The sequence below is a fragment of the Paenibacillus assamensis DSM 18201 genome (genome assembly GCF_000422445.1).
GTDB classification, from domain to species: Bacteria; Bacillota; Bacilli; order Paenibacillales; family Paenibacillaceae; genus Paenibacillus_B; species Paenibacillus_B assamensis.
In genome coordinates this window covers 18,179-34,902 of the sequence record NZ_AULU01000021.1, presented here as the reverse complement: position 1 = coordinate 34,902, position 16,724 = coordinate 18,179, and the positions used below count along the sequence as shown (strand labels likewise).

Sequence of the window (16,724 nt, the reverse complement as noted above, 5' to 3'; positions counted from 1 at the left end):
CGTCGAACACCTATTTTGAAATCTACTTAAAAAGCTGTTTGCATACTATAGGGGGGTATGGTATATTGATGTTAAAATTAAGGAGGTGGGGCAAACTCAATGAATTCAAAAAGTTAACTAAAGCTGTTGAAATCAATCTGTGCATTCTATTGAAAGCAGTATAGACAAACTAACTTTACGATTAGATCAGAAGATAATAAACCATATAACCCATATAACGAAAGGAATGAGAAATGATGAGTTTAGAAGCTTTAAATAAACAAGTAAGAAGGGATCTTTCTTTTCTTGCATTTGGAGGAGAAGACTGGGTACGTAGAGCCCACCATCCTGAGGGGCATGTCTATGATGCAGTGATAATAGGAGGCGGCCAGTGTGGCTTAGGTGTAGCCTTTGGGCTTTTACGTGAAAGAATATCTAATATCCTTGTCCTCGATGAAAACGTTGAAGGATATGAAGGGCCATGGGTAACTTACGCTCGTATGATGACATTGCGTACGGTTAAACAGTTGATATCCATTGATCTCGGAGTGCCTTCTCTAACTTTTCGTTCTTGGTGGGAAGCTCAGTTTGGGGTACAAAGTTGGAAGGACATCGATAAGATTTCACGGAATGATTGGATGAACTATCTGCGCTGGTATCGAAAAGTTCTTCAATTACCTGTTGTTAATGAAGTAAAGGTGAAACTAATTGAGCCTACAGGGGATGATGTTTATCGACTGCATGTGGAAGGAGCAGGAGCATCTTCTCAACCATTACTGGCCCGCAAGGTTATTTTAGCCACGGGAATTCAAGGCGGAGGGGAGTGGCACGTACCCTCAATAATTTCTGCAACATTACCTCGTCACCTCTATGCACATACCTCAGAAAAGATCGACTTTAAAGCCCTACAAGGCAAGGAAGTAGCCATTTTAGGCGGCGGGGCATCAGCTTTTGACAATGCCAATTTTGCATTGTCTGAAGGTGTGAGTTCGGCTCATGTGTTTGTCCGGCGCACGGAGATACCGCGTATTAACCCAATGCGACAAATGAGGGTGTCAGGTCTAATTGAACGTTTTCATGTTCTATCTGATGCTGATAAATATGCCGTGATAGACCACTACTTTAAACATCAACCTCCTACAAATGACACATTTGAACGTGCAGCTTCACACTCCGGCTTTCAATTACACTTAGGTGCACCCTGGCTAGACGTACAGCATGAAGCTGGGAAGGCCGTTATCACTACTCCACAATGTAATTTCACTTTTGATTTTCTTATCATTTCTACTGGTCTTATGACTGATCATTCTTTACGTCCAGAGCTCAAGTTGTTCGAACCTCATATTGCACGTTGGGGCGATCATTATCATGCACCTCCTGAAATCGCCAACCATAAGCTTGATGCGTATCCTTACCTAGGCCCTGACTTTACATTCACATGCCGGGACAGAAAGGATTCCAAGCTTCTTCATGGGCTTTTTGTTTTTAACTATTCCGCTATAGTTAGCTGTGGTATCTCAGCCTCTTCGCTTCCGGGAATGAAATATGGGATACCTAGACTCGTTTCTGCTGTGGCAGACCAACTGTTCTCTGATAATCGTGAGGAAATTCTCAAAAACTTTTATGCCTATAATGAAGCTGAATTCGTTGGGTTATTGGGAGGGTAGTCAATTGGGGCAGCTCTTTACAAAAACGACGTATGCAGCACTATTATTAGTCTTTATTTGGGGCGGAAGTTGGCCGATCTATAAAATGGCAGTACCTTATACGCCCCCGTTATTATTTGCAGGTATGCGTACATTGATTGGGGGCCTTATACTTGCAGCTCTCCTATATAAAATGAGAAACAAGATCAAATGGCGTGAAAATTGGGTGAAATATTGTATTTCAGCATTGTTTAATACGATTCTCTTTTTTGGATTACAGACGGTCGGGCTCAATTATTTACCAGGAGGACTGTTGTCAGTGCTTGTCTATTTCCAGCCCGTTCTGCTTGGATTATTTGCTTGGATTTGGCTTGGAGAGCACATGCCGCCGTTTAAAATCATAGGTTTGATTATCGGATTTCTTGGCATTGTATTTGTCAGTGTGGACGGATTAACTGTTCATGTATCAATCATTGGTGTTGTCTTAGGGCTGCTTATGGCATTGAGCTGGGCACTTGGTGTCGTTTATGTGAAAAAGGTGAGCAACGAAGTAGATGCTTTCTGGATGGTGTCATTGCAATTTATTATTGGTGGAGTTGTTCTAACTGGTACTGGAACCATTGTTGAAAACTGGTCAACTATTGAATGGAATGGTAAATACCTTTTTGGACTCGGATACGGCTCCACATTTGGCATTCCACTGGCATACATCATTTACTATAAACTTATTCATGCAGGAGAGGCTAGCAAAATCGGTACATTCACGTTTCTGGTACCGATCATTGCGGTACTCATCAGTACAGTGTTCTTAGATGAGCCGGTAACTTACCGCCTTATCGTAGGCCTATTGTTCGTAGGTGTAAGTATTTATTTAGTGAATTATCGTGCTAAAAAAGCTAAGGCTTCATTATTTAAATGAGCGCGTGCAAAATGTGATACGGAAGAGTAAACGCGTACGTTCTAGTAGTATATTTGCTATAGGAACTGACAAAAAAGGAGCCTGACATTATAATTGTAAGATATATCCTATATTAATATTTTCTGGGACACAAGGCATGCAATCTTTATTTTACTAGGTATACGCAATATAGACATGGTGATGGGGGAATTTTTCCCCCTCCTCATACCTTGGCATGGATGGTGGTATTGACGATATGTCTGTTGTTTTATATCAACATCGGTTAATGGATTTTAGGAAAAAAATCAGCCAAACTCAAGGCGCTTGTACAAGAAATCTCATCCGTCCATGCGACGGGACGTCCTATTCTCATTGGTACGTCAAGCGTCGAGGAGTCTGGTACCCTGGCCGTGGAGGTAACCCTACGCAAGCAGAGCTTGTTGCCAAGCTGGGCGGGTTGTATTTCATGTTCAAATCACCTAAGCCTACTTGGAAGAATTCGGGGTGAAGAGCCCTGCTTCCACTCAAACTTATATTATCAACGATCAATACTATTGTTGTCTGCTGCGAACCCATTCCATCGCTAATTGCACATGTTTCTCTAGCATGGACATATCATGATTTAAATATTGCATAAACAGCAAACCGTGAATCATAGAAAACAGGAAGCTAGCATCTTCACGGTTCGGAAGTATCTGTTGAAGCGTTGCAATATATTTTTCACCAATTGCATGAAGAACAGCGAGATGCTCCGGCTCTAATTCCGTACTACGATAATAATCTAATATGAACAGTGTTTTCTGAATGAAGTATTGTTCTTGTGTTATTAAATATCGAAAAAGATGCTGTAATTGCTCCTCTGCGGTTTCATTCGGAAGATCTACCAATCCATGCATAATGTCCTTCGTCGTAAGATGTTGAAGCATTTGCCTGAGCAAATCTTTTTTGTCGGGGAAATAATGATAGATTGTTCCTGTAGAAACATCAAGATACTTTGCAATCTGCCGCATCGTTAGGGACGATATCGATTTGTTTGCAAACAAATCGAAACATCGATCCAGCAGCTCTATTCGATAGCTATCATGATCGACAATCTTAGGCATGCGTATTCACCTCAAAAGTATCCTTTTTATATATTATATAACGTATGTTTGACATAAATATATGGGTGAAAAATTGTTGAAATCAAGACCTGATTTCATTGAAGGAGTTGGATAGAAAGGCTAGTGTGCTTTACATGATTTATAACAAACGTTCGGTATACATAAAAAGCAGAACGCTGTCGAAAAGGTAGGACATTATGAGTAGGACTGTCACCGATTATGCGAGCGTAAATTAACGATTTCTGCTGTATTTTTTGTTTTAACGCTAGTCGATTGTAATACTTGCCGAAATCATTTATGTATCTACACAATCCGTTGTTATTCAATAAAATTAGCAAAGTAACAGGTAGTCTTGCAGATTCATTTACACAAATATTGCGGTCAGATTATATTTTAAATATTCCAACTTGGAATAAGGTAAGTCATTTATTTTCAGGGAGGTGGAATTTCTTATTCAAATCGATTACATCTAGCCTGCAACTAAAATGTAAGACTAAAAGAGGAGGCGTTTATAATGAAGAAACAAGCGATGCTAGTTATGTTATTTGCTACCTTGATGATGGTCTTATTCCCAATACTCACTGTTTCCGCTGAAAAAAAGCCGTTACCAGGGTTCGGTTTTTATGAAGACATAACAGGATCAGGAACTCTCGTTGTCGCTGCTGAAGGAGGCGGGGGCCACCCAGATGTGCCTGGTACTGTATGGTGGAGATTAATCATAACTGGTCCTAACGGACAAACTTTGTACTCTCAAGAACTAGGTAGTTATGTGGTACTAAATAATCTTCCTTACGGCACCTACAGAATAACTTTCCAAGCCAATATGTGGACAGGGAACACCTATTATTCCGCACATTTCCAATAATACTTCATTGTTGCTATACACTTTTAAATAATCATTTAGTTGATCACGATGGCTGTAACTGCTCAATTTCGCTTGAACGGTTACAGCCCATATTTCCTAGCATGTACAACCTCGCTCATACAGCTTATTAAAATCCTGATTCCAGCAGTATCTCTGCTCTTACCATAATGGTATTGATTTCTTACATAGGGTTATGTTTAACTATTGGAGTAAGTTAATTTTCTACTTTTTTCCTGCGAAAGGGGATGTTTTAATGACTGCTTATATGGTATTGGTGGTTTTAACTTAATCACATATCTGGCATAGTGGATTCCAACCTTTGCTTATCGTTTGGAATGAGAAAAAACGGGACTATTACCCGTGTTTTTGCTATGCCGTAAACAGTAACCTTTCGTGAATACTGCTGTTAGCGGGATACGATGATGGTCGTATCCCTTTTTGATCACAAGAGCCGGTCTTCGGCTTTTCGCCGCGAAACAGCAGCTTCTTAGGAGGCTGCTTGTTCGCGGTATTTTTATGCCCAAAAACAACTTAGATTTATATAGGAGATAGGAGATAGGAGATAGGAGAGGATCGGTTTAGTATCAACCTATATGGAGAGGTGACGGCTCTATTGAAACGTTCGGACTATTCAGGCCATGCAGCATAAGGATAAAAAGGGAGGATACCAGAAATGAACAACCATAATGAAAAGTTTGTACGTCCCGAATTACTGTCGCTTGTTCTGAGTAAAATGCTCGAGAAGACGATAATCCGCGCAGATTATCAACTCAAAGAGTTGCAAGGTGGGACAGTAGGAGATGTTCTACTGGTAACCGGTATAGCTGTAACTTCAGATGGTGAAAACCTGCCGTACAAGGTGGTTTGGAAAACACAGAAAAAATTTGAGCGTTATGGTGATCCGGATTCATGGCGTAGAGAATACGATCTCTATGCATCAGATATTAAACAGGTTTTCTCCGATTCATTCCGTTCTCCAGAATGTTATCATGCCGAATTAAATGACAATGAGATTCAATTGTGGATGGAATATATTGGTGGTGTGTCAGGCTTACATCTGACCACGGAAATGTATGAACATATAGCCGAGGAATTGGGACGATTTCAAGGAAGACTGTATACAGAACGACCAAACGCATTGCAGAATCTGTCCAATTTAAGCAAGATTGAGTATACGAAAAACTACTATTTACGGTATCGGTCATGGCATGTTGTGTACGATTATATACGCTCCGATGACTGTGAAATTCCGAAGCACCTGTGTAACATGCTCATAGACTTAGATAACAACGCAGAAGAAATATTCAGTCGTATTGAAATGCTGCCAATCGTGCTTTGCCATAGAGATTTTTGGGTGGCCAATATATTCTATTCAGACAATAAAATCGTACTTATCGATTGGGATACCGCAGGATGGGGGCACATGGGCGAAGATATCGCGAGTTTAATCACAGATGAAGCGGACGTTTGTCATATGCTTGATTACTACCAAAAATCCATTCCTGCCTATTATAGGGGATTTTCTGAATATGTGGATGTATCTCATATCCATGATCATTGTATCTATGAACTAATCGTTGCTATGTTCGGCTATAGACTTGTAGAGTGGTACAAATTCGCTGAGTCAACCGAAGATAAATCTATTCACCTTGATACTTTGCAAAAAATCTATGAGATGAAAAATAGGTAGAGACGATTAGAAAAAGCCGCCCGTGTGGAAAATTGAAGCATATTTAAGCTAGTTAAGGTCAGAATAAGGAGGGTGAATAAACACCAACTAACTACGATGTAGGGGGACTTTACAATGAATATTCGAGAAGGGCTAATACCAACTGCATTAGGTATAGCTGTAACGGGTGCAGGTTATGCGATGAAACAAAGTCGCGGATCGAACAAGATGATTGCAAATACCGTTTTTGGTTTTGGTTTAGCACACGTAGTATTAGGCGTAATAGACCTTGTAGAGCATCGTCGTTAGAAATCAAGAGGGCCGAGCAGTGTTGAGCTCGGCTTCTTTTATTATGATGAACTAGCGTTACCCAATTGTTGAACATCGCATTAGTCTTTTCGTTTGTTAACTTCAATCGTAATGAACTGCGGTAAATAGCTGGGCGTACATCCTTTTGCTACTATTTCATCTTTATAAAGACCCGTTTTCTCACCAAGTTTAATACAACGTGCACGATTCTTTTCATCATAAACGCCTATCCAGCCTGCGGTGAAATTCATAGCCCATTGAACTTCCGGTTCTTCCTGCGTAATATTAGCTTCTAATGTAGATAGTAACTCTGCGGTGTTATCAGGCGGTGTTTGTCCAGTCCATCTCAATCGCGCTTGATAATACCAGAAGGCTCGCCTTTGAAGAGCATAAGGGCTATTTTCCCATGACTCCATCCATGCAATTGTCTTCTTGTCTTTGGTGAGCTGATTAGCCATTAACCAATCCATTAAGTTATTTCGTTCATCAAATGTGTGAGTCTGCATATCTTTATCAAGCTTATTTAACACTTCTTGTGAAAGAAGTTTTTTATCCATAAGTAAGATTGCTAAAAGTCTGGGCAAAAACTGTTCGGTTGACCAAAGTTCCATAGCTAGTTCGTGGTCTTTTTTTACGTCCTTTGCGATTTTTCGCAAGTCCCCTAGCTTCGTTTTACTATTGATCTGCGATAAAATCCTTTCTGCTTTTGAAGAACGTTTTATTTCTGTACCTTGATTTTCATTCATTTTATACAACTCCTTTATTAAAGCGGGTTTTTCGTCGTAGTCCTCAAAGCTTATGTCGAGCTTTCACCTCGTGGCCTCCGCGACGGTGCCATACTTCCAGTAATGTTAGAGCTTAACGAAAGTGATGTAATCCACTTGGACAAGCTCTGCCGATTCGATCCGAAGTACCCGGTTAATCTGGCCCCGGTGATATTGGCCGTGTAATATGACTTGTGATAGGATGTCCCGGATGGACGTTTGGAAAGGGATTCCGCTCAGATTCGCATAGTTAATCATTATTTCATCAATAGCTTGTGTCTGCTGTTATCCGTTAGTTTAATCATTTGAATGAACGAAAATAACCTTTTACGGGTGAACACTTTATTATTGTAACATTGATATTTGTTTGAAGGATATGTAGCTATTGTAAGTAGCTATCTAAAAGATAAATTAAGAGGGAACATGTAATGGAGAGTATTCATGAATATCGATAAAAAGATGATTGAAGAAATGGTTCGTAACATGATCATGGAAAAATAGCGATTGATGCTATTGAACAGAAGGTTCATAAAGGTTCTGGAGAGATTACTTCTGTTAAAGCGCCAAATATGAAAGTATACATTAAAGAGAGCAGATGGCACACTTGTTCAAGAACCTTGGATTGTAAAAAACAACAAGATAACAATCGCAAGAAAAAATCCTCCGCAATAATCATTTAGAATAGCTTACTGTATAAACCGTTTCCCATAATGGAGAAACGGTTTTTTATTTCAAGTGGAATCATCTGAAAGAAGAATAAAGATCAAATGGAAGTAATAGGGATAGTTCAGTGCCATATTAATCTTTATTCTAGGAGGACTCGATGAGAAAACATAAGAAGTCACTTCACATTTTAACGCTAATGGTGGTAACCGCAATTGTAGTAACGCTCTCACCATCTGGGCTACTCGCCCAAGCTTCAGAGGCAGCCATTACACAGCAAAGTAATCTTGTTGTTCAGCGAAATTTTGAAGTAAAAGCCCTTGGAGATATATGGGCGGAAGGCGAGCGTGAACGTAGAGCGGGTCATGCAAATGCTCGAAAAATATTTCAGCCAACAGGTTTATATGTAAATCCCAATGAACAAATTAAGATTGAAGTCACAGGTGACAAACCAATTAAAGCAGTTATTGGGGTACATCGCCATGATAAAGAATGGGCGCTTAGTTATCCATTACAAGCAGGTATAAACACAATTTCCTCACCCAATGGCGGTTTGTTGTCTTTTGATAACAGCAACAATGAAGGTAGTATTAATGTAAATGTAGTAAGTGGGGGTAGTCCTGTTCCATTCTTTGTATTAGGTAAGCATACAAAAGCGGATTGGCAGGCAATGATGAATGCTTATCCTACTGCACCTTCTGTTGTTCTTCAATCAGAAAAAGCTCTTTTAGTATTCTATTATGCTACTGCTAAAACTCATATCTTGAATCAAGACCCAGTTCCTGTGTTACAGACTTATGATACGTTTATTGCAGCACAGGATAAAATATCTGGACTATCTAATTCTGATCCTGATCCTAGGCATCGGTTAGATAAGCATTTGATTGCCTTTGTTGAAACAGAAAAAACCATACCAGGAGCGTATGCATATGCAAACTGGGATGGGGCCATTATGCCTAAAGATACTGGAGCAAGTGCCGATGCTTTAGACCTTACAAGAATGGGTTGGGGGCAGTATCATGAGGCAGGTCATTTGAGACAACAAGGACCTTGGACTTGGGGTGAGATGACTGAGGTAACAGTCAATCTATATTCTCTAGTTGCTAAGAAGGTTCTTAAACCTACTGAGCCTGGAAGGTCACCAGGTGAGTACTTAGCTGCTTTCACATTCGTAGATCAACCAACCAAAAATTTCTCAGACTCGAATTCAAAGCTAGAAATGTTGTGGCAGCTTAATCTCGCATTTGGGGATAACTTCTATCCCAATTTACATCGATTATATCGTGAGATGGCAATAGTTGATCTGCCAACAACAGATGATCAGAAGAAGCAGGCATTTATTCTTAACACGTCAAAAGTAGCTCAGTATAACTTGACCCCTTTCTTTGACAAATGGGGGTTGTCTGCAACAAATGAAACACGAAATAAGATAAATGCATTGAATTTACCTCTTCTCACTGCACCAATATGGTTTGGGTCAGAGTCCAACATCATTAAACCGACTGATGGCATAGATAAGGTAAAGGGTATCATTGGGGTAACAACCAATAGCCAAGAGACTGCAAGTGCTAATAATGCCGCAGTAAATGCATTTGACGGAAATACAAATAGTATCTGGCATAGTGAGTGGAATAAACAAAACCAGTTCCCTTTCCATATTACAGCGAAGTACGCAGCCCCATCCACATTCTCCAAACTAACCTACCTACCACGACAAACTCAACAAAATGGTATTATTACAAAGTATAAAATCCTAACTAGTCTAGATGGAGTAACATTCACTGAGATTGCAGCAGGCACTTGGGCAAATGACAACACTGAAAAGACAGTAACGTTCACACCTACGGTTGCAAAATACGTTCGACTTGAAGTACCACAAGGTGGAGGCGCTAATGGTTTTGCATCTGCAAGTGAGATTAAAATCTTTGAAGCACCACCACCTGTTACAACGTATCTCAGCGATATCAATTGGTTTTCAGCCACAATAGGTTGGGGAACCATTCAAAAAGATCGTAGTGTTGATGGAAATACACTTAAGTTAAATAACAAGACCTATACAAAAGGTTTGGGCACACATGCTAACAGTGAAATTGTCTACAAACTGAATGGGCAGTACACATCCTTTGCCGCGCTTGTTGGGGTAGATAATGAGGTAGGTACTGTAGGTTCTGTGGAGTTCCAAGTTGTTGTAGATAATCAAGTTGTATTCACTAGTGGTAAAATGCATAATACTACAGAGGCAAAAGAGGTAAACGTTAATCTTTCTGGAAAAAATGAGCTGAAACTTATCGTAACAGATGGTGGTGATGGTATAAATAGTGACCATGCTGATTGGGTAAATGCTCGTCTTATCAAATAGTATTGTAAGGTTAAACAGGCCCACCAACCAACTAGTTGCTTTTTGGAGCCATTCGATAGCAATAGGATAGAAATGGCTATGATATGGCTTCTATTCGTATCAATGTTGAAAAATGTTCACTAAAAGTTTCTGCTTATCTATTGTAATTAGCGATGTAGAAGATAAACTAAAAGGGAGCATGCAATTTTAAAGTTACAGCGTGTGGAACATTTTCATTCACGTTGAAAATATAATAGAGGACTACAATGGCGTAGTCTTACTAAAGCAAAGAGGCTTAAGGTTATTGCATTCCTATTTGATAGGAAGCGGTATAACTTTAGGCCTCTTTCTGTTTATTTTCAAGTAATGGTTGCTATGCTCATCGCACAGTAAAATGGTTTTCTATAAACTGCATCTTAGAAGTAGAGGAGAGTACTTATGAATATCGATAAAAAGATGATTGAAGAGATGGTTCGCAACATGATTATGGAAAAAGTAGCGGCTGATGCTATTGAACAGAACGTTCATAAAGGTCCTGGAGGGATTACTTCTGTTAAAGTGCCAAATATGAAAGTAACAGAAGAGGATCGTCTTGATACAGGCAACCCTAATGATATCGTCTATTGTAAAGATCTCTTTTCATTAAAGGAAAGTCCAAGACTTGGCTGCGGTATCATGGAGATGAAAGAAACAACCTTTGACTGGACACTTAACTATGATGAAATTGATTATGTGATTGAGGGACATCTAGATGTAATCATTGACGGCACAAAGGTGTCTGCTGGTCCAGGGGAAATAATCCTGATTCCAAAAGGAAGTAAAATTCAATTTTCTGTGCCAGAATATGCACGCTTTATCTATGTCACATATCCAGCTAACTGGGCGGAACAAGCGTAATATTTAAATTTTTACTTTCTAGTACAGCTTAGTTAAATAATGCACAAGAACAGAGTCAGCCGATGAAACATCACCAACTGACTCTGTTCGATAAAATCAATTGTCCCGACTACTGTCTGAAGACTTGTATTATTTATATGTACCTGCAAGGAAGATTGTACCTGAAGCACCGATTATATCAACTAATTTAGCGGTCACCTTAATTTCCTTCGCACCCTTGATATCTAATGTAACCGTTTGACCACTGCCACTCGGGGACAAGAACACTTCTTTCAGCAACACCTCACCGTTAAATATTTTAACAGAAATCTCTTGAGAAACCGATACAGGGAGCACAGCAAGTTCTAATGTCTGGTGTTTACCTTCGGGTTTGAACGTGACCTTCTGCTCTACATTAATTTCTTTCATAAGTACACCTGATCCATAATCCTTACCGTCATGAATCGTGTACTGATTGTCCGTTGTGACGACAGAGGAGTATTGTACATCAATGTCTTCAGATGTTAGTGGAGTAGTAGCAGACTTTTCGCCAATACTAATTTTTTGAGTTTTATGATCATACTTTACCGCTATCCCTAAAGCATTAGAAACCGCTCTAACCGGAAGATAGGTTGTGTTGTTGTAAGTAATAGCGGCCATTTTATTTCCAGATTGATCCTTAGGCGTCCACTGCTTTCCGTTGACTTCATAACGAATTCCCCAATTCAAGTTTGCTGTGATTTTTTCGAGCACGGGTGCAGCCCCGACACCAATAGCCATACCCCCGAGCATCGTCGCAGAAGATAATAATACGACAAATTTCTTTTTCACCTTTCATTACCCCCCATTTTTTTACTTACAAATAATTATATGAAACTATGAAAATATATACAACCTAAATTCTCCCATATTATGCAAGTTACATCCTACGAACGGTATTAACTTTATTGTCTTTGATTTTCAAACAGCATTATCATGGAAGTTTTAGTAAGCTGAAGAGGCGGAGCGGGATAGAACACAGTCCAAGAGACTTATTGTAAGTCATAAATGGATTTGGAGAACTACAGGGACAAAGTGGAAGCGGGTACTAAAAATCCAGGTACAATGTTCACTGCATTTTATACTATCCTTTCACTACTTTCTCCGGCGGCGGTTTCGGTTTAAACTGTTAACTAGAGAGAAGTTAGCTGCTTGCGCTTGGAGCTCATACTATCACATATCCTCAAAATAGTACGTACTTAAATGTTTGTATGCAAGGGACAGAACCTTGATACCGATACTAGAGACTTTGTGAAAATGGGGGAATGCACAATCAATTTCCCTGTATTGAGCCTATAGAACATAGCAGCTACGAAATCAGACAGCATCATATCGTGGAGGTAATATAGGTTGAAAAAATGGATAAAAATCGCTGCGTACTCTGTTCTAAGTTTATTAATTGCGGGAATTATTATATTTATCGTTTGGTCCCAGTTTACTTATAAACCAACCGAAGAGGCTTACTCATTAGTAGAACATAATAAAGTTGACGGTCATTTAGTGTTTGGACAGAAAGAAGCTAACACGGGGATTATTTTTTATCAAGGAGCAAAGGTAGAAGTAGAATCTTATAGCTATTTGGGGAAGAATCTTCAGGACCACGGATATTTTGTTGTCATGCCTGAACTACCATTAAACTTGGCGGTACTTGGAACGAATGCAGCAGACAGTATAATTGAAAAATATCCTGACATTCAAAAATGGTATGTTGCTGGGCACTCATTGGGTGGATCCATGATATCTAGATATGCCTTTCAAAATGAAAAAAAGGTAGACGGTATTATTTTCTTAGCTTCTTATCCAGCAGATGATTTCTCCACAAAAACAATTCCAATGTTATCTATTTACGGTGAAGTAGATGGCTTAGCCACTGTAGAAGAAATAGAAAATAGAGAACATTTAATGTCAAAGAATAAAACCATGCATTTGATAAAAGGCGGGAATCATGCTAATTTTGGTATGTATGGTGAGCAAAAAAGGGACAATGCGAGTTTAATAACGCCAAAAGCCCAGCAAGATGAAACGATAAAAGCAATGCTCGACTGGTTACAAAGTCAAAAGTAAATGTGTACGCATGAGAGCATAGGTACATATCGTATTCAGTATTTAACCCGCATGAAATATTGCGGGTATTTGATATTCTGATTAATTTAGAGCAATTGACAGGATCACTGGAATAACGTCCTATTTTCAATATTCGAAAGTGTTGCTATTTATTCCTCTGACGAAACACAAAAGACAGTTTACATTTATGGATACGCATGGTAAAGTAATCACCAATACTTCATGTTTAGCGACACGCATACCAATCAAAGGGAGAGGGGGATTTAGTCGCCATCTATATCAGGCATTGGTGACTTTCAAAAGTAACGAAGAGTAGCAGCCAGTTTATCTAGTTATATCTTCAAGAACAATCATTAGCGGAAACAAAAGAAACGAGTGTACATCAATTTTACTCCCTTAACTCCTACTATAAGTACCACTATACTCCACAAAAGCTTGCTACAACATTACCCATTACCCATTATCCTTAGACCACCTCATAACCAGCTTTGAATCAGCTGAAAATTATTCACACCACACAAAGCAGTTTACGATCTTTCTTTCGATAAAACTGAATTGATTCAAAGGAATTCTCATTCTTAAAATTCTAACATCCATGAAGTTTTTTTGTCATGCCTTTTCTGGCATACCAACTCTCGTTCGACTGAAATAACGCGCATCAAATGTGGCGTATTGAGTTCTGCATTTCTCTTTTCAGACGAGTAGTTTTTTTGTGCATCGTTCACTTCAGCACCTTTGAAAAGAATATGATTGACCAAATTAGGAGGGATACAATGAATTTTTTATCCAAAAAGGCACTGTCATTGCTGTTGGTAGGTGCAATGAGTCTTTCTTTCTGGACTCCTCTAAGTGAAGCTGCAGTTCCAGAGAAGAATCAATATTATTATATTAAGTTAAAGGCGGATTTCAATAAAGAGTGGGATAATCCTAATTCAAGCCAATCTAACAACACCGGGGTCAATTTACACTATCCGTTTTATGTTGATAATCAAAAATACATATTTTTCCCACTTGATGGAGGGTTGTATGCCATTGTAAATAAAAGCAGTGGTAAAGCCACTTCATTTGCAAATTGGGAAGCGGAGCAGTTGGTACAACAAACTTGGACGGGTGCCACTAGACAACAATGGTATTTACGAGCTCTAGGAAATAATGATTTTGAAATTGTAAACCAAGAAAATGGGAAAGTTGCATCTTATGGAGCACGTGGCAGCGAGGAGTTTGTAGATTTGGATCATGCAAATTCTTCTGATCCTAATCGTGTATTTCGACTCTCAGCAACCAATACCAGCATTACGTTACCAACTTTGCCAGCTATAGGAACTAGACCAAATGCTCCCGTTTATACTACTCAAAATGTCAATGAACAATTACCTGATACTTCAAGCTCTGCTGTAGTAGGGGCAACATTATTACCTTTTATCGTAGTACAAGATAACCAAGCAAGTGATTATACAAAAATAAACAATTCACCTTATTATGTTCTGGTGAAGGAAGAATACTGGGAGAAAACATTCTCAGCGGTTGTTCCACCTGGACTTACTTACAATTATTCATTTACATCAGGTGTGAGTTCTGAAGATCAACGAACGTTGACGGATACACTTTCAATAACTGTCGGAGCGGATTTTGGGTTCGCATTTAAAGCAATAACTGCATCACTGAGAACCGAAATCACGAAATCATTACAAACATCAGTTAGTTCAACTACTAGCAAAGCAACGGAAGAAACTATTTCAACTACTGTAACCAATACATCTGGGGTAACAACAGGCTATACAGGCTATCAATTGGTAACCAAATATACGTTAAAGAGAAAAGATGGCTCACTTGTTCAAGAACCTTGGATTGTAAAAAATAACAAGAATACAGTCGCAAGAATAAATCCTCCGCAATAATAGAAAAGCCTATAGTAGAGAACCGTTTCCCTTAATGGAGAAACGGTTTTTTATCTCAAGTGAAATCAACTTGTTTTTTTAATGAGGCCATTTCACAACATTAGAGAGTGGATGTCTGCGGTTTAGATTTCTTTTTTCTCTGCTCTAAGTTCAATTTAGCTATCAACACAAACCCAAAAGTAGTGAGTACAACTGCGTATCCTCCATAGGCGAACAAATCGGTTTTGGGAGCATACAAGCCAATATAGGTAACCGCGTTAAACGAAGCATGGAACACAATAGCAAGAAGAACGCTTTTAGTCTGGATGTACATCCAAGTTAAAATTGCACTGTATCCGATCAACTCTAAAGCGTAGATAGCAAAGTTACTTCCGTATTGTCCTGAATCGGGAATGAAGAATAGTGGGATATGCCACAATATCCATGTGGCGCCGGTAAGTAAAGTCGCACAGTAAAAGCCGAAGCGGGCAAGCAGCAGTGGGAGTAGCAAGCCCCGCCAACCGAACTCTTCCAGTCCTCCAAATATGATGGAGCTGAAGAAAGCAGGGATAAAGGTATAAAAGGATTGAAGAGTAGGTTGTGATGCTAGTTCAGAATTGGACAAGAATCCTATTAAAAATCCTATCCCTCCAAGCAGAACAGGTAGAGTAAGGGCCACAAGTGGCCACTTCCATCCCAAATGGGGTTTGAATTGATCGTGGTATGCTTTGAAGCCTCCATCACTTCTAGTTAAAGCGATTGCCAAATAAGCGCTGACGGTGGGCCCCATAAGACCAAGTAACATCCAGATACCCATGTCATCGGAAAAGTTTAATCCTCCTCCGATTTGATGGATGTAGATTGCGTATATATACCAGCTAGTGTAGGTAATAGTGAAGGTACTTAGTATATAAATCAGGATTCTCTTGTTACTCATGATTCACATCCTCCTTACCTTTATATTGATCAAGTAGATCCAACGTTTCACGAGCCCAATTCAGATTGGCCTGAAAAGTAAATTTTCCTTTACGGATACTAATTAACCAGTAAAGCATATCAGACTGTTGCTCGACTTGATGAATATATTTTGCTTCAATATCAATAAGTTTGTTCAGTAAAGCCTCATGATGTTCGATGTAGGCATGTAAGGCAAATGGAAGATTGCTTCCATCACTATGTTCGCTGAAAAAGATACGCATGACAAAAGCATCTCGAATCTTTAAGGATTCTTCAAATTCATATTGGTTAATCCACTCTATTAGCTCCTGAAGTCCGCTATTTAATATAGAGTAGATTTTTTTATTAGGCCTGCCTTCCTGTTGAATAGTCGTCGAGGTAATTAGCCCTTTTTCTTCCAACGCATTTAGTTCACGATAAACCTGACTTTGTTGGGCGTTCCACATAAAATTCAGGGAAGTATTAAAATCAGAGTTAATCTCGTAACCAGTCATAGAACCTTTCGCAAGCAAGCCCAAAATACCATGTTTTAAAGACATATAAACAGCTCCATTTATTCGGATTATTATAATACATGTATAATATATCACAAGTAGAATATAAAACAAGTGGAGTTTTATACATCTGATGAAATGGTTCAAGGACTTACTTACATTTCGTACCGTCTAGTACATACT

Annotated in this window: 14 protein-coding genes and 1 pseudogene; 10 read left to right on the top strand and 5 right to left on the bottom strand. The window is 39.2% G+C overall.

Features of this window, described 5'->3' with window-relative positions:
- The first annotated feature begins 236 nt into the window (after positions 1-236).
- From H580_RS0112375 to H580_RS27015, 3 genes and pseudogenes are all read left to right on the top strand, one after another.
- Positions 237-1,646, top strand: a complete 1,410-nt coding sequence (locus H580_RS0112375; protein WP_028595070.1) for a flavin-containing monooxygenase — start codon at positions 237-239, stop codon at positions 1,644-1,646.
- A 4-nt stretch (positions 1,647-1,650) separates the two neighbouring features.
- Positions 1,651-2,544: a DMT family transporter gene (locus tag H580_RS0112370; RefSeq protein WP_028595069.1), complete on the top strand. Its 894-nt coding sequence runs from the start codon at positions 1,651-1,653 to the stop codon at positions 2,542-2,544.
- A 281-nt stretch (positions 2,545-2,825) separates the two neighbouring features.
- Positions 2,826-2,933: pseudogene (locus tag H580_RS27015) on the top strand (preprotein translocase subunit SecA); the annotation flags it as partial.
- A gap of 141 nt (positions 2,934-3,074) precedes the next feature.
- Here H580_RS27015 and H580_RS24150 read toward each other — a convergent pair.
- A complete protein-coding gene (locus H580_RS24150) occupies positions 3,075-3,626 on the bottom strand; it encodes a TetR/AcrR family transcriptional regulator (protein ID WP_051217438.1) in 552 nt (183 codons plus the stop codon).
- Positions 3,627-4,140: 514 nt separating this feature from the next.
- Between H580_RS24150 and H580_RS0112355 the strand changes: the two genes are divergently transcribed.
- The 3 genes from H580_RS0112355 to H580_RS0112345 all read left to right on the top strand — a co-directional run bounded on the left by H580_RS0112355 (position 4,141) and on the right by H580_RS0112345 (position 6,469).
- Positions 4,141-4,491, top strand: coding sequence for a hypothetical protein (locus H580_RS0112355; RefSeq protein WP_028595067.1), 351 nt, complete (start codon positions 4,141-4,143; stop codon positions 4,489-4,491).
- 673 nt (positions 4,492-5,164) lie between these two features.
- Positions 5,165-6,181 (top strand): aminoglycoside phosphotransferase family protein, encoded by a 1,017-nt coding sequence (locus H580_RS0112350; protein ID WP_028595066.1) that lies wholly within the window; start codon positions 5,165-5,167, stop codon positions 6,179-6,181.
- Positions 6,182-6,295: 114 nt separating this feature from the next.
- Positions 6,296-6,469: a hypothetical protein gene (locus H580_RS0112345; protein WP_028595065.1), complete on the top strand. Its 174-nt coding sequence runs from the start codon at positions 6,296-6,298 to the stop codon at positions 6,467-6,469.
- An 80-nt stretch (positions 6,470-6,549) separates the two neighbouring features.
- Here H580_RS0112345 and H580_RS0112340 read toward each other — a convergent pair whose 3' ends face one another.
- Complete coding sequence (locus H580_RS0112340) at positions 6,550-7,215, bottom strand: DNA alkylation repair protein (RefSeq protein WP_028595064.1); 666 nt, start codon at positions 7,213-7,215, stop codon at positions 6,550-6,552.
- Positions 7,216-8,056: 841 nt separating this feature from the next.
- Here H580_RS0112340 and H580_RS0112335 point away from each other — a divergent pair.
- Together H580_RS0112335 and H580_RS0112330 are read left to right on the top strand one after the other, a co-directional pair.
- Positions 8,057-10,255 (top strand): NPCBM/NEW2 domain-containing protein, encoded by a 2,199-nt coding sequence (locus H580_RS0112335; protein WP_028595063.1) that lies wholly within the window; start codon positions 8,057-8,059, stop codon positions 10,253-10,255.
- Positions 10,256-10,672: 417 nt separating this feature from the next.
- Positions 10,673-11,131, top strand: coding sequence for a cupin domain-containing protein (locus H580_RS0112330; protein WP_028595062.1), 459 nt, complete (start codon positions 10,673-10,675; stop codon positions 11,129-11,131).
- Positions 11,132-11,260: 129 nt separating this feature from the next.
- On the opposite strand, the gene H580_RS0112325 is transcribed toward H580_RS0112330, so the two are convergent.
- On the bottom strand, positions 11,261-11,941 hold the full coding sequence (locus H580_RS0112325; RefSeq protein ID WP_028595061.1) for a stalk domain-containing protein: 681 nt from the start codon (positions 11,939-11,941) through the stop codon (positions 11,261-11,263).
- Positions 11,942-12,499: 558 nt separating this feature from the next.
- On the opposite strand from H580_RS0112325, the gene H580_RS0112320 reads away from it, so the two are divergent.
- Both H580_RS0112320 and H580_RS0112315 read left to right on the top strand, forming a co-directional pair.
- Positions 12,500-13,213, top strand: a complete 714-nt coding sequence (locus tag H580_RS0112320; protein ID WP_028595060.1) for an alpha/beta hydrolase — start codon at positions 12,500-12,502, stop codon at positions 13,211-13,213.
- A 773-nt stretch (positions 13,214-13,986) separates the two neighbouring features.
- Positions 13,987-15,111, top strand: coding sequence for an RICIN domain-containing protein (locus H580_RS0112315; RefSeq protein ID WP_028595059.1), 1,125 nt, complete (start codon positions 13,987-13,989; stop codon positions 15,109-15,111).
- 100 nt (positions 15,112-15,211) lie between these two features.
- On the opposite strand, the gene H580_RS0112310 is transcribed toward H580_RS0112315, so the two are convergent.
- Both H580_RS0112310 and H580_RS25505 read right to left on the bottom strand, forming a co-directional pair.
- Entirely contained in the window at positions 15,212-16,027 is an 816-nt protein-coding gene (locus tag H580_RS0112310; RefSeq protein ID WP_028595058.1) for a CPBP family intramembrane glutamic endopeptidase, read from the bottom strand.
- Positions 16,020-16,586, bottom strand: coding sequence for a PadR family transcriptional regulator (locus H580_RS25505; RefSeq protein ID WP_051217437.1), 567 nt, complete (start codon positions 16,584-16,586; stop codon positions 16,020-16,022). The genes H580_RS0112310 and H580_RS25505 overlap by 8 nt, the downstream gene beginning before the upstream one ends.
- Between the last annotated feature and the right edge of the window lie 138 nt (positions 16,587-16,724).

Bases quoted from the DNA above. Each gene is read 5' to 3' on its own strand.
- H580_RS0112310 (WP_028595058.1), bottom strand. From the start codon at position 16,027: ATGAGTAACAAGAGAATCCTGATTTATATACTAAGTACCTTCACTATT.
- H580_RS0112350 (WP_028595066.1), top strand. From the start codon at position 5,165: ATGAACAACCATAATGAAAAGTTTGTACGTCCCGAATTACTGTCGCTT.
- H580_RS0112355 (WP_028595067.1), top strand. From the start codon at position 4,141: ATGAAGAAACAAGCGATGCTAGTTATGTTATTTGCTACCTTGATGATG.
- H580_RS25505 (WP_051217437.1), bottom strand. From the start codon at position 16,586: ATGTCTTTAAAACATGGTATTTTGGGCTTGCTTGCGAAAGGTTCTATG.
- H580_RS0112315 (WP_028595059.1), top strand. From the start codon at position 13,987: ATGAATTTTTTATCCAAAAAGGCACTGTCATTGCTGTTGGTAGGTGCA.
- H580_RS0112335 (WP_028595063.1), top strand. From the start codon at position 8,057: ATGAGAAAACATAAGAAGTCACTTCACATTTTAACGCTAATGGTGGTA.
- H580_RS0112345 (WP_028595065.1), top strand. From the start codon at position 6,296: ATGAATATTCGAGAAGGGCTAATACCAACTGCATTAGGTATAGCTGTA.
- H580_RS0112330 (WP_028595062.1), top strand. From the start codon at position 10,673: ATGAATATCGATAAAAAGATGATTGAAGAGATGGTTCGCAACATGATT.
- H580_RS0112375 (WP_028595070.1), top strand. From the start codon at position 237: ATGAGTTTAGAAGCTTTAAATAAACAAGTAAGAAGGGATCTTTCTTTT.
- H580_RS24150 (WP_051217438.1), bottom strand. From the start codon at position 3,626: ATGCCTAAGATTGTCGATCATGATAGCTATCGAATAGAGCTGCTGGAT.
- H580_RS0112340 (WP_028595064.1), bottom strand. From the start codon at position 7,215: ATGAATGAAAATCAAGGTACAGAAATAAAACGTTCTTCAAAAGCAGAA.